Raw genomic sequence first — 22,082 nt, forward strand, 5'->3', positions numbered from 1 at the left:
GCAATGCGATTGCCGCCTGGAGATGGGGGCGCGTGAAAGTCGGTTCCCAGGAAGGGTGATAAGGCAAGATGCCATGGGCGATCGCGGTGTTTTCACCCTTGTCGCGCCCCCCGCGCGGGAAGGGTGTCGTTACGGCAAAGCCAGCCCGCCGACGCCGGAGTTGGTACTTCTTACGACCTACGCCGAGCGCTGATTTAAGGCCGGCTCCATACTCAGCGTGAAAAAACCGGCCGGGACCGGTTGAGACGTTATGAAGCTGTTGGAGCGGAGTTCCCATGCCACGGACAGCGCTTTGGCAAGAGCATCGAGACTGACCGGCTTCTGAATAAAGCCCTCGCCATCGGCTTTCGTCAGAACCCGGGCCAGAGGCTCCCCGGACAGATAAAGAATTGCCGGCCTCGACGTGCGGGGCAGCTGGCGGATGATCTCTGTCCCCAAATCACTGCCCATCCGATAATCAACCACAGCGACATCAGGTTGATGCGAGATCGCCAGATCGACAGCATCCCCAACAGTTCGTGCGACGCCAACGACATTGAACCCAACCTCGTTCAAGTAGTCCTCGAAGAGGTCTCCCAGCATTTCGTTATCTTCGGCAATCAGGATTTTGAGCATCGTCCCGCTCCGTCTTCGACGCGGATTAAGATCAATATTCCCCCCGACGCGAATCACATACTATCGCGCTCGTTGTCAGATGTCGTGCCGTCATCGCCTAGAACGATCAGCCAGTAGTGTGCAAAGCACGGCCATTGCCACTCGGTATTTGCCAGGCCGCTGTCGTTTCGCTCCGCTTCGTCACGGTACGACCGGCTTTCGACTTCCGCGGCGGCGCCGGAAATTGCCGTTCCAATCGTCATCGCGGCCGAGCGCATGGCATACCCCTGACGACAGCATCACCGCCTGGACGCAAATGTGCTCCATGCCCGCAGCGGTCCTCATCGCCCTTGTGAAACACGGCCGGCAACTCGCCGCGAGATGGAGATGGACGGAAAGCGTGCTACTGCCTTGATGCATGAGTCATGCAGACGAGCCACGCGGATGACCACGGCTAAATCAAAGATCGTTTGGCGTTCGACAGCTGGAATACCGTCTCGGCTCATCGCTCTTGCGCTCGTTGCGATCATACTCGTCCCGGCGGTCCTCTTTGCGCTGGTGGTGATCAAGCGGTTTTCCGCTGCAGAGCGCGCCCGCTACGAACAGGACGCGCTTGAGGTCGCCAGGAACGCCACTTCGATCCTGGACCGCCAGTTGCTCGGCTGGAGGACTGCGCTGCAGACGCTGGCGACGTCCGACAATCTTCGCTCCGACGACCTGCCTGCGTTCTATCGCCAGGCCCTCCTCGTCAAATCCTTCATCGGCGGCGACATCGGGCTTCGCACGCTCAGCGGCGAGCAACTGCTCAGCACAACAGTGCGCCATGGCGAACCGCTGCCGCCATCACGCATCGCAGCAGATCCGGAGGCTGTCTCTGCCGGCAGGCCGTTCGTCTCCGACGTGTTCGTCGGCGGCATCGTAAACCGCCCTCTCGTGGCGGTGATTGTCCCCGTCACGATCGATGGCGAAGTCAAATATCTTCTCCACGTCAGCGTTGCGACGACGGTCCTGCATGATGTTCTGAGGGACGCAGTTCCATCCGACTGGATTGTCGGCGTCGGCGATCGGGCCGGGACCTATGTCATCCGTTCAGATGACGATGAAACCTTCAGAGGCAAGCCGGGCAACCCCGCCTTCCTGGGAAAGGCGATCGGCGAAAGCGGAACCTTCGCCGGCATGAGCGCCACCGGCGAGGAGGTGCTGGTCGGCTATGTCCGATCAGACGTATCGCGCTGGCTGATCGCAGCAAACATTCGGCAGGCGCTCATCGAACGCCCCCTGCAAGCCGCGCTGCTGACGCTCGCCGGCTTTGGAGCCCTGATTGTGATCCTTGCCTCGGCTGCGGCCCTGTGGCTGTGGCGGATGATCGAGAGGCCCCTAGCCATCTTGACGGCTGCCAGCGCGAATCTCGGCAAATCCGATCAGCCCGTCGTGTTCAAGACCGGCTTACGCGAATTCGCTGCCTTGCGGGACGCGCTCTCGTCGGTATCCCACCATCTCAGGATGGACAGCGAAGCGTTGGAGACGCGCGTCGCCTCGCGGACGCGGGAACTCGAGGAATCCAATGCAAAGCTGACCGCCGAAATCGAGCACCGGACCGGGTTGGAGGCCATGCTGGTCCAGTCTCAAAAAATGGAGGCCATCGGCAATCTGACGGGCGGCGTCGCCCACGACTTCAATAACCTGCTTCAGGTCATCGGCGGGAATCTGCAACTCCTGTCACGCGAGGTCCGTGGCAACGAGAAGGCGCAGGCTCGTGTCGAAAAGGCCATGGCCGGCGTCGCGAGAGGCGCACATCTGTCGTCGCAACTGCTGTCTTTCGGGCGCAGGCAGCCGCTGGAGCCGAAAGTCGTCAGCGTGGGCCGCCTGATCCGCGGCATGGACGATCTGCTACGCCGAACGATCGGCGAAGGCGTACAGATCGAGACCATCGTGGGAGGGGGCCTGTGGAACACCCTGGTCGATCCGACCAACCTCGAGAACGCCATCCTGAATCTCGCGATCAACGCGCGCGACGCGATGGAGGGCCACGGCCATCTCACGATCGAGGCCGGCAACGCCTTTCTCGATGACGCCTATGCCGACCGGCACGCCGAAGTGGCGGCCGGGCAATATGTGCAGGTGTCGGTCACCGATACAGGCACCGGCATGGAGCCGGAGATCCTGGCAAAGGCCTTCGAGCCGTTCTTTTCGACGAAGCCCCAGGGCAAGGGAACCGGTCTGGGCCTGTCGATGGTCTTCGGCTTCGTCAAGCAGTCCGGCGGCCATATCAAGGTCTATAGCGAGCCCGGCCAGGGCACGACCGTCAAACTCTACCTGCCGCGGTCGAACCATGCCGAAGACGGGCCCCATGTGGAGGACACAGGCCCCGTCGTTGGTGGAGCGGAAACAGTTTTCGTCGTTGAAGACGACGATGCCGTGCGCGACACCGTCATCGCAAGTCTGGAGGAATTGGGATATCGCGTCCTGAAGGCTCCGGACGCCCAAAGCGCACTCGTCGTCTTCGAAAGCGGCGTGACGGTCGACCTGCTGTTTACCGATGTGGTCATGCCGGGTCCGCTGAAAAGCGCGGAGCTGGCACGGAAGGCCAAGGAGCTCCTCCCTCAGCTCAGTGTGCTGTTCACCTCCGGCTATACCGAGAATTCGATCGTCCATGGCGGACGGCTCGACGAGGGCGTCAATCTGCTCTCAAAGCCCTATTCGCGTGATATGCTGGCGCGAAAGATCCGGCAGGTCCTGGCCCGGGACGGAAAGATGCCGAAGCATGACGCCCCGCCCCCGCAACCTGAGATCGAGCCGGAGAATGCCCCGCAGCCGAGGAATGCCCTGATCGTCCTGGTTTGCGAGGACGATCCGCTCATCCGTCTCGATACCGCCGACATGATTCAAGGGCTTGGTCATACCGTGATCGAAGCGGAAAACGGCCTGGACGCGCTCAAGATCGCAACGGCGCGGGACATCGACGTGCTGTTCACCGATGTCGGCTTGCCCGACATCAGCGGCGGCGAACTGGCCGCTCGCGTTCGCACGCACAAGCCGCAGGTCGCCATCGTCTTCGCTACTGGCCAGAATCGGGTCGACGGCTTTGAGGGCGGGCCCCGAACAGCGATTCTCAACAAGCCCTATCAGTTTTCGAAGCTGCAGGAGGTTCTGGACGGCCTGCGCCTCTGAACGGATCACAAATCCCCATTGCCGCAGGTCACCGGTAGCGGGGAGAAATTTGTCGGGATCACGATCGGGATCGAAGATCAGTGGCAAGACATGTGTTGCGAGCGGCACGCTCGGCCAGCTTCTCGGCAGCCTGCGACGCGACCAGTCGCCAGAGGCGCCATCTCAGCGCCTGGCTTTCTTCCACCAGGCACAGGCATGCCGCAACGCGTTCAGCCGGCAGCAGATCCAACTGCTGCTCGGCACAGGACATCAGATCGGCGGGATAGTCCGCCCGGAACACCACCGTTACCGCAACCCATACAAGGGCGGCGCCTGCAAGAACCGCCAGCAGGTAGGCCGGGCGCATCATGCGGCCATCGCTGGGTTTGCGAGTAATAGGCAAGGCGTCACTTCATGGCTGGCGGGGCTATCAGCAAACGCTGCCGATCTTAACATTTTGTAATTTCCACCGGCTTCCGAAGGTGGCCCTGGAGCCGGATCGGAACCGCCTCCGGGAGCACACCAACCACATCCTCAGCCAGCGGAAGCAGCGATCGCGGCCGATGCGGCCGTCTGCTATGATGAAGCCGTGAGGGAGATCGCAGCGTGGCCCGGATCGATACCCGAAACAGCTCACGCTACTGGGAGGACCCCCATGTCCGGGGCCTGAGCTGTCTCGCCGCCGATTTCACCAGCCATGACTATGCGCCCCACAGCCACGATGCCCTCGTCGTTGCCGTGACCGAAGATGGCGGCTCGCAGTTCAAGAGCCGTGGTTCGACGGAGGAGGCCAGCACGTCCCGGCTTTTGGTGTTCAACCCCGCAGAGCCGCATTCCGGGAGCATGGGCTGGAGCCAGCGCTGGCGCTATCGCGGCCTCTATCTCAGCCAGACCGCCATCGATGCGGTGAGTCATATGCTGGGCATCGCGGCGACGCCCTATTTCACCGCCAACGTCTTCAGGGACGAGGCCCTCGTCGGCTCCTTCCTGTCGCTGCATCGGGCTCTCGACGCAGGAGGCGACCCATTCGAGGACAGCGAGCTTCTGGTGAGCAGTTTCGGCGTGCTGTTCGCTCGTCATGGCAGTGGCGGAACACGCATCCCGGTCGCACCCTGCGACCGGGACCTTGCAGGCCGGGTGCAGGCACTGATGACCGAGCGCCATGCGGAGGCATTGACCCTCGACGGCATGGGCGCGGCTGTTGGCCTGACACCGTTCCAGCTCATCGGGCTATTCAGGCGGGCGACAGGGCTGACACCTCACGCCTATCTCACGCAGGTCCGGTTGAGGGCGGCGCTGGGCGAGTTGAGGGCGGGCAGACCCATCGTCGAGGCGGCCCTGGCCGCCGGGTTCTGCGACCAGAGCGCGCTGAACCGGCACTTCAAGCGCTGCTTCGGCATCACGCCCCTGCAGTGGCAGCGCGCCGCGCGGAGCTGACGCGCTGCGCAATTCCAGCCAATAACGGCCGGCGCAACTCTGCCACTCTCTCCTGAACACGGGGCCGTCAGCGCCCGCAGGCGTCAGGATAATTTTTGGCATGGGCCGGTATTACTGTCTCGACAACCCCGACACGCTGACGCTTTCGACCATCGTCACCGCCTCGGCGCCGGGCCGGCTGCTCCTGCGCGAAAGCCCGTTCTACCCCGGAGGCGGAGGGCAGTTGCCCGATCGCGGCCTGCTGCGTTGGGCGGGCGGCGAGAGCGCGATCATCGGCTTCGATCTGCAGGACGGCGACGTCTGGCATCTGTTGGCCGACGCGATCGAACTCCCCGCCGGGCCGGTCGAGGCTGCGATCGATCCGGTCTTCCGGCAGTTGATGCGCGAGCTTCATACCGGTCTGCACATCGTCAACGCGCTGGTCTACCAATCCTGCGATGGCGCGCTCGTCACCGGCGTCCAGATGAATGAGGATGGCACCGCGCGGATCGATTTCGATCTGCCCGAGGCCGACAATGATCGCCTGAGAGCGCTCGAGCCTGAGATCAACGACGTCATTCGGCGGGATCTCGCGGTTCGCGCCAGCCTCGTGTCGCAAGCGCAGGCCAGCGCCGAGCCTGGACTGATCCGGTCGCGATCGGTCGCGCCGCCACCCGCCCCAGACGGACTGGTCCGGATCGTCGAGATCGTCGGTCTCGATCGCCAGGCCTGCGGCGGGACGCATCTCGCCTCGACCGGCGCCTCGCGTCCGCTGCGGATCCTCAAGATCGATAACAAGGGCCGCCACAACCGGCGCCTGCGCCTCGGCCTCGAAGGCAGCCCAAGCGAAGGCATGGCATGAGGCCGCTTCTCCTGAAGCCGCTTCTCCTGGCGCTGTGGGCGCGACCCGTGCTGCTGCTCTGGCTGCCGCCGCTGTTCTGGGCTGGCAACCTCGTGCTCGGCCGTGCGCTCGCTCCGAGCTTTCCGCCGGTCTCGCTCGCCGTCGGGCGCTGGCTGGTGGCGCTGGCCGTGCTCGCACCCTTCGTGGCGCGCCGCGCCTACGAGCAGCGGCACCTGCTGCGTCGGCATGCCAGGCTCGTCCTCGGCTGCGGTGCCTTCGGCATCGCCGGCTACAATGCACTCGGCTATCTCGCCTTGCAGACCGTGCCGGCTGCGAGCGTCGCCTTCCTGAACTCGACCCTGCCGTTGATGGTGCCGCTGGCAGCCTTCGCGCTCGGTATCGAGCGGGTCGCACTGCGCACGCTCTGCGGCATTATCCTGTCCTTCGTCGGCGTCGCCTGGATCGTGTCGCGCGGCGAGGTCGGCAGCCTGCGGCAGCTTTCGCTCGGCGGCGGCGAGCTTCTCGTCCTCGTCGCGGTCGCCAACTACGCGCTCTACTCGGTGCTGCTTCGGCGCAAACCCATCGAAATCGACCCGCTCGTCTTTCTCGCCGCGACGATGGTGGCCGGCCTTTTCGTGCTGATACCCTTCTGGGCCGTGGAGATCGGCCATGGTGCGGTGATCCCGCGCGACGCTGGCTCGCTCGCGGCCGTGCTCTATATCGGCATCTTCGCCTCGCTCGCGGCCTTCGTGCTTTGGAACCGCTGCGTCGCCACGCTCGGCGCGACCGTGACGGGCGCCTCGTTCCACCTCGTCGCGCTGTTCACGGCTGCGCTCGCCTTCCTGGTGCTCGGCGAGCCGGTCCGGTCGTTCCACCTCATCGGCATCGCGCTGATCCTGGCGGGCTTCGCGCTCGCGACCTTTCGCCGAACCGCCCGATCTATGGCTGGGTCCTGAGCGAGGCCTCGGCGCGAGATCGGCCAGATAGCTGCGTTCGACGGCGGACTCGTTGTCCCAACCTCGCACAGAGATATGGGATCAGAACGTGAAGCCAAGCGACAGCATCGCCTCTAGCCAGCCCGGTCAGCGTTGAAGCGCAGCAACCTCAGCGCGTTGGCCGTGACGATGACCGTCGCGCCGGTGTCGGCCAGGATTGCGACCCAGAGCCCGGTGTAGCCAAAGACCGTGGTCACGAGGAACACAGCCTTGAGTCCGAGCGCGATGGCGATGTTGACGCGGATGTTGCTCATCGTCGCCCGCGCCAGCCGGATCATGGCGGCGACATCGCGGACACGGCTCTTCAAGATCGCGGCATCGGCCGTCTCCAGCGCGACGTCGGTGCCCGACCCCATCGCCACGCCGATGCCGGCGGCGGCGAGCGCCGGCGCATCGTTGATGCCGTCGCCGACCATCATGACCGAGGCCCCGGTGGAGAGCGCCTTGATCGCCGTGACCTTGTCCTGCGGCATCAATTCGGCCTTGTGCTCCATGCCCAGCGAGCCGGCGATGGCGGCACCCGTGCGCGCGTTGTCGCCAGTCAGCATCAGCGAGCGAACGCCCAGGGCCTTCAGCTCGGCGATGCCTTGCGCCGCATCCTCGCGCGGCTCGTCGCGCATCGCGATCAGCCCGGCGAGAATGCCATCGGCGATCACGGCGGCGACGGTCTTGCCGGCGCTTTCCAATTGCTCGACGGCGACGTTGGCCTGGTCGTCGAAGGCCGCGCGCGAGAGCGCATGGCGCGGCGCGCCGACGAAGATAGCGACGCCGTCGAGCGTGCCTGTGACACCCTGGCCGGCGATAGCCTTTGCTTCGATCGCGTTGCGCAGCGGGATCGTGTCGGCCCTGGCGCGCTCGATGATCGCCAGCGCCAGCGGGTGACTCGACCCGGTCTCGACCGAGGCCGCCAGTTCGACGACCTCGCGCTCCGAACGTCCCAATGCGACGATTTCGGTCACCCGTGGCAGGCCCTGCGTCAGCGTGCCCGTCTTGTCGAAGGCGACGATGCCGGTCCGGGCGGCCGCCTCGATGACGACGCCGCCCTTCATCAGCAGGCCCTGGCGCGCACCGGTCGAGAGCGAGGCGGCGATCGCGGCCGGCACCGAGATGACGAGCGCGCAGGGGCAGCCGATCAGCAGCAGGGTCAGCGCCCGGTAGATCCAGACCGGCCATTCGCCGCCGAACAGCAGGGGCGGCACGATCGCGACCAGCACGGCGAGGCCGACGATGACCGGCATGTAGATGCGCGAGAAGCGGTCGATGAAGCGCTCGGTCGGAGCGCGCGCCTCCTGCGCCTCCTCGACCAGCCGGATGATGCGCGAGATGGTGTTGTCTTCCGCCGCCTTGGTGACGCGCACGCGCAGCGCCGCCTCACTGTTGACCGAGCCGGCAAAGACCGGGTCGCCGACGCCCTTGGTCTTGGGCACGGATTCGCCGGTGACCGGGCTCTCGTCGATGCCGGAGATGCCGTCGGTGATCTCGCCATCGGCGGGGATGCGGTCGCCGGGGCGCACCAGCACGATCTGGCCGATCGCGAGGCCTGCCGCATCGACGGTGCGCGTTTCGCCGTTCTCCTCGATGATCGCGGTCTTGGGCACGAGATCGCCCAGTGCCCGGATCGAGGCGCGGGCACGGTCGGCGGCGACGCCCTCCAGAACCTCGCCGACCGCGAACAGGAAGACGACCAGCGCCGCCTCCTCGGCCGCCCCGATGAACAATGCGCCGGTGGCGGCGATGGTCATCAGCATCTCGATGGTGAAAGGCATACCGGCGCTGGCCGCCACAAAGGCCTTGCGCGCCACTGGCACGATGCCGATCAGGCAGGCGGCGACAAAGGCCCAGTGCGCCGCCGCCGGCCAGGCGAGGCTCGCCGCCCAGGCCGCAGCGAGGCAGACGCCGGTGACCAGCACCAGCCGGCCCTTGCCGGTCTGGTACCAGGACATGCCATCGGGCGTCGCTTCATGGACATGGCCGGGCATCCCATGGCCGGAATCGGCCGCCGCCTTTGCGCTGGCGGCTGGCGCATGATCATGACCGGCATGCGCGTGGTCGTGTCCATGGTGGCCGTGGTCATGATGATCGTGATCGTGGTCGCCGTGGTCATGCCCGCAGCAGCCGCAGCCGTCCGCCTTCGCAGGCGTCGACGGCGGGGCGGCCTTCGCAGCCAGTGCGACGGTGGTGTAGCCGAGGCTGGCGACGCGCGTCTCGATCGCCGCGCGATCTGTCCGGCTCTCGTCGAGCGCCAGCGTCATGGTTTCGCTCATCACCGAGAGCTTGACCTCGCTGACGCCGGGCAGTCGCTCGACTGCGCCGCGGATCGTCGCCGCGCAGTTCGCGCAGTCCATGCCGCCGATTTTCCAACTCAAACTCTGCGAGTTCACGGTCTCGCCGCTCGAATCGGGGGTCGTCGTCATGGTCATCTCCGCTTGCAAGGCTTGCGAGACACCCTAGATACGACCTCTAGCCACTTCAGGTTCAAGAGGTAAAATGACGATGGACGCGAAAATCGCCGAGCGCGTCATGCCGATCGGCTCGCTGTCGGACCGAACCGGCGTCAAGGTCGAGACGATCCGCTATTACGAGCAGGTCGGTCTTCTGCCGCAGCCGGAACGCTCCGAGGGCAACCAGCGCCGCTATGGCCGCGTTCATGTCGAGCGGCTCGCCTTCATCAAGCATGCGCGCGATCTCGGATTTCCGGTCGACGGCATCCGCGCCTTGCTCCGGCTCTCCGACAATCCCGGCATGGCCTGCGACGAGGCCCATGCGATCTCGGTCGCCCATCTCGACGAGGTCCGGCACAAGATCGCGCGGCTGCGCTCGCTGGAAAAGGAGCTCGAGCGCATCGCCGCGACCTGCTCGGGCGGCGTCGCGGCCTGCGATTGCGCGATCATCGAGGCGCTGGCGGACCACAGCCAATGCCGGCACGAGCGACACTAAACGCACTCGGACACGACGAAGAGGAGCGCGCGATGAACATTGCGTTCGACAACAGCTACGCAAGGCTGCCAGAGCGCTTCCATGCGCCGACCATTCCGACCGTGGTGCCTCAGCCGCGTCTGGTGCGGCTCAACCTCGCTTTGGCTGCCGAGCTCGGGCTCGATCCGGACTGGCTGGCGAGCCCCGAGGGGGTCGAGGTGCTGGCGGGCAATGCGGTGGCGGAGGGTTCGACGCCGATCGCGACAGCCTATGCCGGGCACCAGTTCGGGCAGTTCACGCCGCAGCTCGGCGACGGGCGCGCCATCCTGCTGGGCGAGGTCGTCGACCGCGCCGGCACACGCCGCGACATCCAGCTCAAGGGCGCCGGGCGGACGCGCTTCTCGCGCGGCGGCGACGGGCGCGCGGCGCTGGGTCCGGTCATGCGCGAATACGTCGTCAGCGAGGCGATGGCCGCGCTCGGTATCCCGACGACGCGCTCGCTCGCCTTCGTCCTGACCGGCGGCGTCGTCATGCGCGAACAGGCCTTGCCGGGCGCGGTGCTGACGCGGGTCGCCGCGAGCCATATCCGCGTCGGCACCTTCCAGTTCTTCGCTGCAAGGCAGGATGTCGAGGCGCTGCGGCTGCTGGCCGACCATGTCATCAACAGGCATTATCCGCAGGCGGCCCGCGCGGCGAGCCCGTGTCTCGCCTTGCTCGAAGCGGTGATCGCGGCGCAGGCCGATCTGGTGGCGCGCTGGCTCTTGGTTGGCTTCATCCATGGCGTGATGAACACCGACAATGTCTCGATCGCTGGCGAGACCATCGATTACGGCCCCTGCGCCTTTCTTGATGCCTACGATCCGTCGACCGTGTTCAGCTCGATCGATCGCGGCGGGCGCTATGCCTATGACAACCAGCCCAGCATCGCGCTGTGGAACCTGACCCGGCTGGCCGAGACCCTGCTGCCGCTGCTGGCGCCCGATACCGACCAGGCGATCGCCATCGCGCAGAACGCGCTCGGCGCCTTTGCGCCGCGCTATCAGGCCGCATACGATGCCGGGATCGCGCGCAAGCTCGGCCTGCCCGGCGACAGCGAGGCCGACACCGTGCTCGGCGCCGAATTCCTCGGCCTGCTCGCGGTGCATCTGGCCGATTTCACCCTGAGCTTCCGCCATCTCAGCCGGTTGCATGCGGGGCTTGCGGGAGAGGAACCGCTGCGCACGGCGCTTGAGAACGATCCGGCCCTGGATGGCTGGCTGACGCGCTGGCGCGAGCGCAGTGCTGGCACGGCGCGGGGTGCGATGCTCGCGGTCAATCCCGCCTATATTCCTCGCAACCACCGGATCGAGGCCGCGATCGCGGCGGCGCAGGAGCATGACGACTTCACACCCTTCGAGACGCTTCTTGCGGTGCTGGAACGGCCCTTCGAGGAGCGGCCGGAATTGTCCGATTATGAGGCCCCACCGCAGCAGCATGAGCGGGTGATCGCGACCTTCTGCGGCACCTGAGTCGCGCGGCGACCACCTCCCAAACGACGATGTACCGGGCGCGCCGCCGGTACCGGACCAAAAGGTCCGGAGGGGTTTGGTGATCTCAAGGTGCTCAAAGGTATCGATCTCGCCCAGCGCCCGCCATGCGCGGGGCGCCAGCAGCCGCGCCAAAAATGTCGCGGCGACGGCCTTCCCCAGCCGGCGAATTGTGCTCTGATCTCGCCAGCCTAACGACGCCCGAATGCAAGGACGACTGACGATGCATGGCCGCCGCCCGACGATCCAATCCCGCCACGGCATGGTCGCCGCCGCCCATCCGCTCGCCGCGCAGGCAGGGGCGCGGCTGCTGATCCAGGGCGGCAACGCGTTTGATGCCATCGCGGCGACGGCCGCGGCGCTGAACGTGGTCGAGCCGTTCATGTCGAGCCTGTCGGGCATGGGCTCGGCGACCTTGTGGTCTGCCACTGAGCGCCGCGTGCGCGTGCTCGATTTCGTTCCGCCGATCCCGAAGAGCTTCCCGTCAGACCGCTTCTCGCAACGCTCCGACCTCGAACGCGGCGCGCATGCGGTGGCAGCGCCCGGCAACCTCGCCGGCTGGTGCGAGCTGGCCTCGCGCTATGGCCGAAAGCCCCTCACCGAGATCCTGGCGCCGGCGATCGCGCTGGCGCGGGACGGCTTCGCGCTCTCCGAATTCGGCGTCGCCGAGTTCAACGAGCAGGCGCCGCTGCTTGAGGCCTGGCCGGAGATTTATCCCAGCTTCGCCGCGACCTATCTGCCCGAGGGCGGGCCGGTGAAGATCGGCCAGGTACTGCGCCAGCCCGATCTGGCGCGGACCTTCAGCGAGATCGCCGCCAAGGGTCCGGACCATCTCTATCGCGGCGAGCTCGGGCAGCGCGTCGTCAGCCATCTCCAGTCGCTCGGTGGGTTGATGACGATGGAGGACCTGGCCGCCGTGGCGCCGCGCTGGCGCGAGCCGCTAGCGGTGTCCTATCGCGGGCTCGACATCCATGTGCCGCCGCCGGCCTGCGAGGCCTTCCAGTTCCTGCTCAGCCTGAAGCTGCTCGAAGGCTTCGATCTCGCAGGGCTACCGAAGGACGGGCCGGAGCATCTCGACCTGGTCTACCGCGCGATCAGGCTCGCGGCGGGCGTGCGGATCGCCTCGAACAACCCCTCACCCGAAACGCTGGCCGCGATCTTCTCCGAAGATTCGCTGGCAAATCTTCGTGCGCGCCTCGGAGACGGCGTGCCGGTCGAGGGCCCGACCGAGCAATGGACGCCGCAGGCCGGCGAGGATCCCGCGCATACTACCTCCTTCTCGGTAGCGGATGCGGAGGGCAATCTGGTTTGCATCACCAACAGCCTCGGCAGCCCCTTCGGCAGCGGCGTGGTGGTGCCGGGCACGGGGCTTTGCCTCAACAATTTCCTGTACTGGTCGGACGTCCAGCCCGGCAGCCCCAACCGCTCCAGGCCCGGCGACGAATTGCCGATGTGCATGTCGCCCAGCATCTCGACGCGCGCCGGCAAACCGGTGCTCGCGCTCGGCACGCCCGGCAGCTACGGCATCATGCAGACGCAGACGCAGGCCATGGTGCAGCATCTCGATTTCGGATTGCCGCTGCAGGAGGCGATCGAGGCGCCGCGCTCGCGGCTCTGGGACGGGCGGGCGATCGAGGCGGAGAACCGGATCGCGCCGGAGACGATCGCGGAGTTGCGCAAGCGTGGCCACGACATCACGGCCTTCGATGTCGGCTGGACGATGAAGTGCGGCGGCATGCAGGCGGTCGCGGTCGATCCCGCGACCGGCGTGATGACCGGCGCGGCAGACCCGCGCCGGGATGGGTATGTCGTGGCGGTGTGAGGCAGCTCGTGAGGCCGGAGCGTGCCGCGTTGGCGAGGAAACACGCCGTCATCCTGGGCGACCGCAGGTCGACCCGGGATCCATCATAGAGCGCCGTACTGCCCTGCGATGGATCCCGGAGCTGCGCGGCTGCGCCGCTTGTCCAGGATGACGGCGCGCTTCTGAGCGAAGTCACCGCCATCCCGTGTCGTCGAAAGCCTCAGCCCCGGCTTGCCGTGACCACGATCTCGATGATCGCGCCGCCGCCGAGATCGGCGACGCCGACGGTGGCGCGGGTCGGCAAATCGTCGCCGAAGAAGCCGGTCCAGGCGGCGTCCATCTCCTTCTTCTGGGAGAGATCGGTGACGAAGATCTGCGAGGCGACGATCGCCTTGCGGTCGAGCCCGACCTCGCCGAGATAGCCCTCGATCTTGGTCAGGATGTTCTGGGTCTGCGGGCCCATCGACTGGGTGGTGTCGTCGGCGATGCAGCCGCCGACGAAGACAAGATTGCCGGTCTCGACGATGCGGTTCTGGATCGGGGTCTTGATGCTGCGCTTGATGGTCATGGTCATTCTCCTGCTTGGGATAAAATGGCGATCATGGAAATTACGCGGTCATCCCGGACAAGCGGCGACAGCCACGCCGATCCGGGATCCATTCCGGAGCGCTTGTCGGAGAGGTTCCGGAATGGATCCCGGGTCTCCCTTCGGTCGCCCGGGATGACAGCGGTGGTCACGAGGCAAGTCGGGCATCGCTCCCGTTCATGGACCCGAATCGTGCAATGCCGAGCCCGTCGATCGGCACATTGCTGGCGCCGGTCGCGATGATCTCGGCCATGACGGCGCCCGCGCCGGGGCCGAGCTGGAAGCCATGGGCCGAAAAGCCGAACTGGTGGTAGACGCCCTCGTGCCGGGCGCTGGGGCCGAAGACCGGCAGATCGTCGGGCATGCGTGCCTCGATCCCAGCCCAAGCGCGCACGATCGGGGCGCCGCGCATGATCGGGAACAGATCCCAGACCGTTCTGGCGTTGGTGGCGAGCTTGCCCCAGTCGAGCACGGTGCGGTTCTCGTCGCGGATGGCGCGGCCGAGATAGCCGCCGCCGATCAGCACGGTGCCGTTGGCGAACTGCTTGAAGGAGAGCTTGCGCTTGCGCAGGATCACCACCGGCCTGATGAAGGCCGGCATCGCGGCCGTAATCATCAGCATCGGCGCGATCACCTCGAGCGGCACCGGCTCGTCGAGATCGGCGGCGATGCGATCGGCCCAGGCGCCGGCGGCATTGACTATGCGGGGTGCGAGGAAGGTGCCATCGCTGGTCTCGACCCGCCAGTTCGTTCCATCGCGGCTGACGCGGGTGACCCGCACGCCCTCACGGATATCGGCGCCGAGCGCTTCCGCCTTGCGCCTGAAGGCCTGCGTCGCGCGCAAGGGAATCGCGGCGCCATCGCGGCGCGAGACGACTCCGCCGGGACAGGTCTCAGAGACGGCCGGCACCAGCCGGCGCAGCTCGGTGGCGTCGATCAGTTCCTCGTGATGGAAGCCGCGCAGGGTCAAATCGTCGACGCGGGCGCGGCAATTGCCGAGGTCGTCGTCATCCTCGGCGACCAGCACCTGCCCGTCGCAGGTAAAGCCGCAATCATCGTCGACGAGATCCTCGATCTTGTGCCAGAGCGCCATCGAGGCATTGGAGAGCGGGATTTCCGCGACATGGCGCGCGAGCTGGCGCACCCCGCCGGCATTGACGCCCGAGGCGTGCCGGCCGGCATGGTCCTTCTCGATCAGGATCACGGAGAGCCCGCGCATCGCGCAATGCAGTGCCGTCGAGCAGCCATGGATGCCGCCACCGATGACGATGACATCGGCGCTGCGGCCCTTTGCGCTCACCGCACCACCGCTTTGACGGCCGCCTCGCTCGGCGGCAGCGCCGCGAGCTCGCCCAGCGTGATCGGCTTCACCGGCGGACGCAGACGATAATAGCCGACCTCCGCGGGTGACACCTTGTGTGCCTGCGCGATCAGCTCGACCACCGTCGGCCCGCAGAGCCGGCCCTGGCACGGCCCCATGCCGCAGCGCAGGAAGGCCTTCATCTGGTTGGGGCCGGTGACGCCGAGCCGGCGGGCGGTGTCACGGATCTGGCCGGCGGTGACCTCCTCGCAGCGGCAGATGATGGTCTCGTCGGCGGGGGGCGCGAGGAAGCTCTCGGCTGGTCGGTAGAGCAGGTCGAGGAAGCGGCGGCCGCGCAGGCTGCGGGCAAGTTCGGCGCGGATTGGCGCGGCCTTCTCGTCGCGCTGTGCCTCGCTGAGGCGGCCGAGCCGGCACACGGCGTCCAGCGCCGCGATCTCGCCGCGCAAGGCCGCGCTCTCGGCACCGCCGATGCCGGCCCCGTCGCCGGCAATCGCGATGCCCGGTATCGAGGAGCCGAACCAGTCATCGACCGTCGGCGTCCAGCAATGCTGCTCAGTATCGAAATGCTGCGCGCAGCCGGCCGCGTTCGAGAGGTTGATGCCGGGGATGACGCCCTGATGCAGAAGCAGCGCGTCGCAGGCGATGGTTTCGGTGGCGCCGCCGCGCGTGACCTTCACGCTCGTCACGGTGTCGGTGCCCTCGGCCGCCAGCGCCGTGACGCCGGTCTTGAACGGCAGCTTGCGGCGCGCCTCCATCATCAGCTTCAAGCCCTTGGCGAGATAGGGCGAGAGCAGGAAATCCGGCAAAGACGCCAGCGCCGAGAGCCAGTTGCGGCGCGGCGTCGTGTCGAGCACGGCGACGATGTTGGCTCCGGCCGCCGCGAGCTGGTCGGCGAGCAGATAGAGCAAGGGGCCGCAGCCTGCGATCACGGTGCGCCCGCTCGGCACAAGGCCGGAGCTTTTCAGAGCGATCTGCGCCGCGCCGGCCGTCATCACGCCGGGCAAGGTCCAGCCGGGGATCGGGAATGGCCGCTCCTGCGCGCCTGTCGCCAGGATGATCTGGCTGGCGGAAACCAGCCGCGCCTGCCCGCCGAGCGACAGGCCGAGTTCGAAGCCGCCGGCCTCGTCGGGCGCGACAGACCAGACCGTGCAGCCCGGCGCGTAATGCGTATCCGTCCGCTCCAGCCGGGTGACCAGCGCCCCGCCCTTCCAGTAATCCTCGCCCAGAATGCTGCGGTCGGCGACCGGTGTCGTGGTGACGGCGCGGTAGATCTGCCCGCCCGGCGCCGGGTTCTCATCGGCCAGCAGGACGGAGAGGCCGAGTTCAGCGGCGCGCGCGGCGGCGGCAAGCCCGGCCGGGCCGGCGCCGACCACGGCAATGTCGTAATGCTCGGCGACATGATCGATGGCGGTGAGCGTGATCATGACTCGGCCCCGTCGGGATGGCGGCGCCCGACCTGGGTCTCAACCCGCATGCCCTCGCGGAGCGGCACGAGACAGCCCTGCCGGTTGCCGACGCCGTCGATGACGACGAGGCAGTCGAAGCAGACGCCCATCATGCAGTAAGGCCCCCTCGCCGCGCCCGAGACCGGCGTCTGGCGGCAGGCCTGGACGCCATTGGCGAGCAGCGCGGCCGCGACCGTGTCACCCGCGCGCGCCGTCAGGGCGCGGCCGTCGAAGGTGAAAGCGAGCGCATCGGCCGCCTTCAGCTCATGCATGGGCCGGAACATGGAACCTCCGTGCGGAAAAGGCATCGAGCGTCTCGGGCAGTCCACCCGCGAGAATGGCGGGCGCCAGCGTCAGGACGTGGTTGGCGGCCAGCGTCACGCCGGAATGGCAGGTCACGACGAAGGCGCCGGGGTGGCTCAGCGACTGGTCGTAGATCGGGAAGCCGTCGGGGCTCATCACGCGCAGCGCCGACCAGGAGCGCACGACGTTGAGCCCGGCGAGGCGCGGGAACATGCGGACTGCCCTCTCTGCCATCACCGAGAGGATCGGCTGGCCGACGACCGTGTCGAAGCCGCGATCCTCCTGGCTGTCGCCGATCATGATGCCGCCCTCGTCGGTCTGGCGGAGCGTGACCATCGGGTTGTGCAGGAAGGCGTCCGTCTTCTCGGTGACGATGATCTGGCCCTTGCTCGGCTTCACCGGCGCGTCGAGGCCGACCATGGGGGCGAGCCGGGCGTTGCCGAGGCCGGCTGCGAGCACGACCTTGCCCGCCGCAATCTCGCCGAAGGCGCCTTTCAGCCGGAAGGCGCCCGCGTCTGACGTGATGCTGTCGACGGTGCAGTTGGGGCGGTAGTCGACGCCGCGCCGCTGCGTGGCGTCGCGCAGCGCGCGGAACAGCTTGAGCGAGTTCACATGCCCATCGAGCGGGCTGTAGACCGAGCCGACGACATCGGGGCCGATATCGGGCAGGCGGCGCTTCGTCTCGTCATGGTCGAGGATCTCATAGGGGAAATCGCTCAGCGACATCTGGTTGTGCAGCCGCTGCATGGTGTGGCGGCGCTGCTCCAGCTCGGCCTCGGACAGGCAGAGCATGAAGCCGCCGGGCTGGCTGTGGGCGACGTCGATGCCGGCCTCCTCGCTCAGCACGCCGGAAAGCTGGTGCCATTGCTCGGCCGAGCGGCGCGACCACATCGCGTATTCCGGCATGCCCAGCCCCTTGGACTGGACCCAGACCAGCGCGAAATTGCCGCGCGAGGCGCGAAAGGCGACATCGCCCTCGTCGAGGATGGTGACGCGGGCGCCGCCGCGCGCCAGGCCGAGCGCGATCGCGCCGCCGACGACGCCACCGCCGACCACGACGATATCGGCTTCCGATATGGATTTCTGCGTAGTCACGGCCTGTCAGCCCTTTCCGGATCCGACGAAGAGACGGTCGAGCCCGAACAGCCGGTCGAGCGCGAAGAGCAGCGCCGCGGTCATGGCGATGAGGCAGGCGGAGACCGCGGCGATGAGGGGGTCGATATTGTCCTGGACGTAGAGGAACATCCGCACCGGCAGCGTCACTGTCGCCGGCGAGGCGATGAACACCGTCATCGTGACCTCGTCGAAGGAGTTGATCGCGGCGAGCAACCAGCCGGAAACGACGCCGGGCAGGATCAGCGGCAGCGTCACCCGCCGGAAGACCGTGCTCGTGCCGGCACCGAGCGAGATCGCGGCGTGCTCGATGCGCCGGTCGATGCCGTAGGAGGCGGCGAGCACCAGCCGCAGCGCGAACGGGATCACCACGATGATGTGGCTCAGCACCAGGCCGACAAAGGTGCCGGAAATGCCGATCTGGGTGAAGAAGCGCAGGAAGGCGATGCCGAGCACGACATGCGGCACCATCAGCGGCGACATGAACAGCGTCGTCATCGCCTCGCGTCCGGGGAAGCGATAGCGCGCGATGGCGAGCGCGGCCGGCACCGCCAGCATGATCGCGATGGTCGAGGACAGCGCCGCCAGCCAGAGCGAGTCGCGGAAGGCGCGGATGAATTCGGGATAGTCGAAGATCGCCTTGAACCAGCGCAGGCTCGGGCCGCGCGTCGGCAAGGAGAGATAGCCCTCGGGCGTGAAGGCGACGATGCAGACGATCAGCAGCGGCGCCAGCATGAAGACGACGAAGAGGCCGTGGAAGATCAGAGCGGGCAGGCTGTTGCGCCTCATGTGAAGCACCTCCCGCCTTCAGCAGAAAAAGCGCCGTCATCCCGGGCGACCGAAGGGAGACCCGGGATCCATTCCTGAACCTCAGCGGTAAACGCTCCGGAATGGATCCCGGGTCTGCGCTGCGCTCCGCCCGGGATGACGGCGCGCTTGAGGTTTGTGGTCTTGCGCCTCATTCGAACACCTGTGCGTAGCGGCGCTCGATCAGCCGGTTGGAGCCGACCGTGATCAGCACGAGCGCGAGCAGCAGCAGGGTCGCCACCGCCGCGCCGAGCGGCCAGTTCAGCGTGTTCAGGAACTCGTCATAGGCCAGCGTGGCTGCAACCTTCAGCCGGCGGCCGCCAATGATCGCGGGCGAGGCGAAGGCGCTCGCCGCCAGCGAGAAGACGATGATCGAGCCCGAGAGGATGCCCGGCACGATCTGCGGCAGGATCACGCGCCGCCAGATCGTCAGCCGGCTGGCACCGAGCGACAGCGCCGCATTCTCGATCTGCGGATCGAGCCGCTGCAGCGAGGCCCAGACGGCCAGGATCATGAAGGGGATCAGCACATGGATCAGCACGATGACCACGCCGGTCTCGGTGAACATGAATTCCAGCGGGGTCGTGATCAGCCCGAGCGCGATCAGGCCCTGGTTGACGAGGCCGGTCGAGCCCAGCAGCAAGGCCCAGCCGAGCGTGCGCGCCACGACCGAGACCAGCAGCGGCCCGATCACCACCAGCAGGAAGGCGCTGCGCCAGGCCGGGGCCATCCGGTTGAGGATGTAGGCCTCGGGCACGCCGATGACGATCGACGCCAGCGTGACCAGGATGGCGATGCGAAAGGTGCGCAGGAAGATCTCGAAGAAATAGCTGTCGGTGAAGACCTCGATCCAGTTCTTCAGCGTGAACTCCGGCACGATGCCCTTGTACTGGCCCCAATCGTAGAAGGAGAGCAGCACGGTCATGCCGAGCGGGATGATCACCAGCCCGAGGAAGACCAGTAGGGCCGGCCCGGTCAGCAGGAAGGGCGCGTTGCGCTCGGTGACGGCAAGGCTCATGGCGTCGCCCCGCCGGGCAGGAGTGCCGCGTCGGTGGCGTTGAAGCGCAGACGGACGGTCTCACCTTCGGTGGGAACCGCCGCGCCGTCATTGCCGCGCATCAGCGTCAGCGCGCCCGCCGCGCTCTGCGCGCTCAACAGCCAATGCGTACCCTGGAAGATGCGGCCCAGGATGCGGGCCTCGAGGCCGGGTTCGCCGGCCGCCGCGATCGATAGGCGCTCCGGCCGCACCGCCAGTTGCAGCGGCCCCTTGCCGGCGCCGGGAAGCGGCAGGACGAGATCGCCGATCGCAACCGAGCCCTGCCCGTCGCCGGTGCCGGCGAGCACGTTGGTCTTGCCGAGGAAGCTCGCGACGAAAGCGCTGGCGGGGCGGTCATAGACCTGGTCGGGCGCGCCGATCTGCTCGATGCGGCCCTGGTTCATCAGCACGATGCGGTCCGACAGCGCCATCGCTTCGTGCTGGTCATGGGTGACGAGGACCGTGGTGGTGCCGACCGAGCGCTGGATCTGGCGCAACTCGCCCTGCATTTCCTCGCGCAGCTTGGCGTCGAGATTCGACAGCGGCTCGTCGAGCAGGAGCAGCGCCGGCTTGATGACGAGCGCACGGGCGAGCGCGACGCGCTGCTGCTGGCCGCCCGACATGCGGCGCGGATAGCGGTCGGCGAAGCCCTTGAGCCCGACAAGTTCCATCGCGGCGAGCGTGCGCTTGTCGCGGTCAGGCTTGGAGACATCGCGCATCTCCAGCCCGAAGGCGATGTTCTCGGCCACCGTCATATGCGGGAACAGCGCATAGCTCTGGAACACGATGCCGAGCCCGCGCTTGTTGGGCGCGACGGAGACGAGGTCGGCGCCATCGAGCCTGATGCCGCCGCGATCGACATCGACGAAGCCGGCGATCATCTGCAGCGTCGTGGTCTTGCCGCAGCCCGAGGGGCCGAGCAGCGAGACGAACTCGCCGCGCTCGACCGAAAGGTTCATGGCATCGACGGCGGTGAAGCCGCCGAAGCGCTTGGTCAGGCCATCGAGGACGAGATGCGACATGGGTTTTCGAACGATTTCTGCTTGAGCGGGGGCGTCATGGTCGGGCTTGACCCGACCATCTCAGGACGGAGGTGCTCGGGTCACGCCCGAGCATGACGCAGCGCTTTCGCGTCACGAGATTCCCGGGTCGCCGCTTTGCGGCGCCCGAGAATGACGAAAGATTGCCTTACCGCTCGACCTCGCGGTTCCAGCGCCGGGTCCACTCCTCGCGCTTGGCGTTGGCGACGTCCCAGTCGACCGCCTTGAGCTTCTTCACGTCCTCGCCATAGGGCAGGCCCTTCTGCTCGTCGGTGGTCAGCGTCACGGTTGTATTGGCGGGGCCGAAGCCGGCGCCGGTCGCCATCACCTTCTGGATTGCGGGCGAGAGCATGAACTGGATGAAGGCGTTCGCCTCCGCCGCGTTCTTGGAGCCCTCGATCGGGCAGGCTGCGACGCCGAGCGCATAGCCACCTTCCTTCGGGTAGACGAACTCGACCGGGAAGCCGGTGTCGGCGAAGGCCTTGACGCGACCCGAGCCCCAGACGCCGAGCACGGCCTGGCCGTTCTGGAACAGCTCGGTCATCTTCGCCGGAGACGGCTCATAGGCGATGATGTTGGGGTTGATGTCCTTCTTGAAGGCCTCGAAGCCGGGCTCGATGTTGTTCTCGCCGCCGCCGCCAAGCTGGGCAAAGGCGATCAGGGCATGCAGGCCATAGGTGTTGTTGATCGGCGGCGTGACGATCTTCTTGCCATAGGTCTTCGACTTGAGATCGTTCCAGGAGGTCGGAGCCGGCCACTTGTTCTCGTCGAAGACCTTCTTGTTGTAGAACAGCCCGGTGCCGACGAGGCCCAGGCCCACGCCCTTGTTGGACTTGAACTTCATCACCGGCGCGACGTCCTTGTAGACGGGGCCGTCGGTCAGCGTGCCGCAGAAGCCGAGCGCCACCGCCTGATAGGCCGGGCCGTCATCGACGATGGCGACATCGATCTGCTGGTTGCCCTTCTGCGCCTGCAACTTGGCGAGGGTGTCGGTCGAGTTGCCGGCAACGTATTCGATCTTGACGTTGGCCTGCTTCTCGAAGGCCGGGATCACGTCCTTGCGCATGGTCTGCTCATAGGAGCCGCCATAGCCGGCCACGAACATCGTCTTCTGCTGGGCGAAGGCGGCCGATGCGACGAGCGCGGTGCTGGCGGCCAAGGCGAATGTAACGGCAATCTTCACGGGATCCCC

The 22,082-nt window shown here is 66.8% G+C and carries 20 protein-coding genes; 7 read left to right on the forward strand and 13 right to left on the reverse strand.

What is annotated here, in order from left to right:
* Window positions 1–177 precede the first annotated feature (177 nt).
* Window positions 178–615 (reverse strand): response regulator, encoded by a 438-nt coding sequence (locus tag AC1DYU_RS21750; RefSeq protein ID WP_158485259.1) that lies wholly within the window; start codon window positions 613–615, stop codon window positions 178–180.
* A gap of 53 nt (window positions 616–668) precedes the next feature.
* Entirely contained in the window at window positions 669–872 is a 204-nt protein-coding gene (locus tag AC1DYU_RS21755; RefSeq protein WP_158485260.1) for a hypothetical protein, read from the reverse strand.
* Window positions 873–1,038: 166 nt separating this feature from the next.
* On the opposite strand from AC1DYU_RS21755, the gene AC1DYU_RS21760 reads away from it, so the two are divergent.
* Window positions 1,039–3,765, forward strand: coding sequence for a response regulator (locus AC1DYU_RS21760; protein WP_476793441.1), 2,727 nt, complete (start codon window positions 1,039–1,041; stop codon window positions 3,763–3,765).
* Between the two features lie 58 nt (window positions 3,766–3,823).
* On the opposite strand, the gene AC1DYU_RS21765 is transcribed toward AC1DYU_RS21760, so the two are convergent.
* Window positions 3,824–4,114, reverse strand: coding sequence for a hypothetical protein (locus AC1DYU_RS21765; protein ID WP_476793442.1), 291 nt, complete (start codon window positions 4,112–4,114; stop codon window positions 3,824–3,826).
* 236 nt (window positions 4,115–4,350) lie between these two features.
* Here AC1DYU_RS21765 and AC1DYU_RS21770 point away from each other — a divergent pair, with 236 nt between their 5' ends.
* From AC1DYU_RS21770 to AC1DYU_RS21780, 3 genes are all read left to right on the forward strand, one after another.
* Window positions 4,351–5,181 carry an AraC family transcriptional regulator gene (locus AC1DYU_RS21770; protein WP_158485262.1) on the forward strand — a complete coding sequence of 277 codons (831 nt, stop codon included), beginning with the start codon at window positions 4,351–4,353 and terminating at the stop codon, window positions 5,179–5,181.
* A gap of 100 nt (window positions 5,182–5,281) precedes the next feature.
* Window positions 5,282–6,022 carry an alanyl-tRNA editing protein gene (locus AC1DYU_RS21775; RefSeq protein WP_476793443.1) on the forward strand — a complete coding sequence of 247 codons (741 nt, stop codon included), beginning with the start codon at window positions 5,282–5,284 and terminating at the stop codon, window positions 6,020–6,022.
* Window positions 6,019–6,957: a DMT family transporter gene (locus AC1DYU_RS21780; protein WP_476793444.1), complete on the forward strand. Its 939-nt coding sequence runs from the start codon at window positions 6,019–6,021 to the stop codon at window positions 6,955–6,957. Before AC1DYU_RS21775 ends, AC1DYU_RS21780 begins: the two co-directional genes overlap by 4 nt.
* Window positions 6,958–7,070: 113 nt before the next feature.
* On the opposite strand, the gene AC1DYU_RS21785 is transcribed toward AC1DYU_RS21780, so the two are convergent.
* Complete coding sequence (locus tag AC1DYU_RS21785) at window positions 7,071–9,410, reverse strand: heavy metal translocating P-type ATPase (RefSeq protein WP_476793445.1); 2,340 nt, start codon at window positions 9,408–9,410, stop codon at window positions 7,071–7,073.
* 79 nt (window positions 9,411–9,489) lie between these two features.
* On the opposite strand from AC1DYU_RS21785, the gene AC1DYU_RS21790 reads away from it, so the two are divergent.
* The 3 genes from AC1DYU_RS21790 to AC1DYU_RS21800 all read left to right on the forward strand — a co-directional run bounded on the left by AC1DYU_RS21790 (window position 9,490) and on the right by AC1DYU_RS21800 (window position 13,260).
* Window positions 9,490–9,933: a MerR family transcriptional regulator gene (locus AC1DYU_RS21790; protein WP_476793446.1), complete on the forward strand. Its 444-nt coding sequence runs from the start codon at window positions 9,490–9,492 to the stop codon at window positions 9,931–9,933.
* Window positions 9,934–9,965: 32 nt separating this feature from the next.
* Window positions 9,966–11,420, forward strand: coding sequence for a protein adenylyltransferase SelO (locus AC1DYU_RS21795; protein WP_476793447.1), 1,455 nt, complete (start codon window positions 9,966–9,968; stop codon window positions 11,418–11,420).
* Between the two features lie 241 nt (window positions 11,421–11,661).
* Window positions 11,662–13,260: a gamma-glutamyltransferase family protein gene (locus AC1DYU_RS21800; protein ID WP_476793448.1), complete on the forward strand. Its 1,599-nt coding sequence runs from the start codon at window positions 11,662–11,664 to the stop codon at window positions 13,258–13,260.
* Between the two features lie 199 nt (window positions 13,261–13,459).
* On the opposite strand, the gene AC1DYU_RS21805 is transcribed toward AC1DYU_RS21800, so the two are convergent.
* From AC1DYU_RS21805 to AC1DYU_RS21845, 9 genes are all read right to left on the reverse strand, one after another.
* Complete coding sequence (locus tag AC1DYU_RS21805) at window positions 13,460–13,807, reverse strand: Rid family hydrolase (protein WP_476793449.1); 348 nt, start codon at window positions 13,805–13,807, stop codon at window positions 13,460–13,462.
* A 166-nt stretch (window positions 13,808–13,973) separates the two neighbouring features.
* Window positions 13,974–15,125, reverse strand: coding sequence for an NAD(P)/FAD-dependent oxidoreductase (locus AC1DYU_RS21810; protein WP_476793450.1), 1,152 nt, complete (start codon window positions 15,123–15,125; stop codon window positions 13,974–13,976).
* Window positions 15,122–16,570, reverse strand: coding sequence for an FAD/NAD(P)-dependent oxidoreductase (locus tag AC1DYU_RS21815; RefSeq protein ID WP_476793451.1), 1,449 nt, complete (start codon window positions 16,568–16,570; stop codon window positions 15,122–15,124). The genes AC1DYU_RS21810 and AC1DYU_RS21815 overlap by 4 nt, the downstream gene beginning before the upstream one ends.
* Window positions 16,567–16,863, reverse strand: a complete 297-nt coding sequence (locus tag AC1DYU_RS21820; protein WP_476793485.1) for a (2Fe-2S)-binding protein — start codon at window positions 16,861–16,863, stop codon at window positions 16,567–16,569. Before AC1DYU_RS21820 ends, AC1DYU_RS21815 begins: the two co-directional genes overlap by 4 nt.
* Window positions 16,856–17,989 carry an NAD(P)/FAD-dependent oxidoreductase gene (locus tag AC1DYU_RS21825; RefSeq protein WP_476793452.1) on the reverse strand — a complete coding sequence of 378 codons (1,134 nt, stop codon included), beginning with the start codon at window positions 17,987–17,989 and terminating at the stop codon, window positions 16,856–16,858. Before AC1DYU_RS21825 ends, AC1DYU_RS21820 begins: the two co-directional genes overlap by 8 nt.
* 6 nt (window positions 17,990–17,995) lie before the next feature.
* Window positions 17,996–18,796: an ABC transporter permease gene (locus tag AC1DYU_RS21830; RefSeq protein ID WP_476793453.1), complete on the reverse strand. Its 801-nt coding sequence runs from the start codon at window positions 18,794–18,796 to the stop codon at window positions 17,996–17,998.
* Window positions 18,797–18,965: 169 nt separating this feature from the next.
* Window positions 18,966–19,832 (reverse strand): ABC transporter permease, encoded by an 867-nt coding sequence (locus tag AC1DYU_RS21835; RefSeq protein ID WP_476793454.1) that lies wholly within the window; start codon window positions 19,830–19,832, stop codon window positions 18,966–18,968.
* Window positions 19,829–20,872, reverse strand: coding sequence for an ABC transporter ATP-binding protein (locus AC1DYU_RS21840; RefSeq protein WP_476793455.1), 1,044 nt, complete (start codon window positions 20,870–20,872; stop codon window positions 19,829–19,831). Before AC1DYU_RS21840 ends, AC1DYU_RS21835 begins: the two co-directional genes overlap by 4 nt.
* Window positions 20,873–21,038: 166 nt before the next feature.
* Window positions 21,039–22,073, reverse strand: a complete 1,035-nt coding sequence (locus AC1DYU_RS21845) for an ABC transporter substrate-binding protein (RefSeq protein WP_476793456.1) — start codon at window positions 22,071–22,073, stop codon at window positions 21,039–21,041.
* Window positions 22,074–22,082: the final 9 nt, after the last annotated feature.

The organism is Allobosea sp. P2_B12 (genome assembly GCF_056404835.1).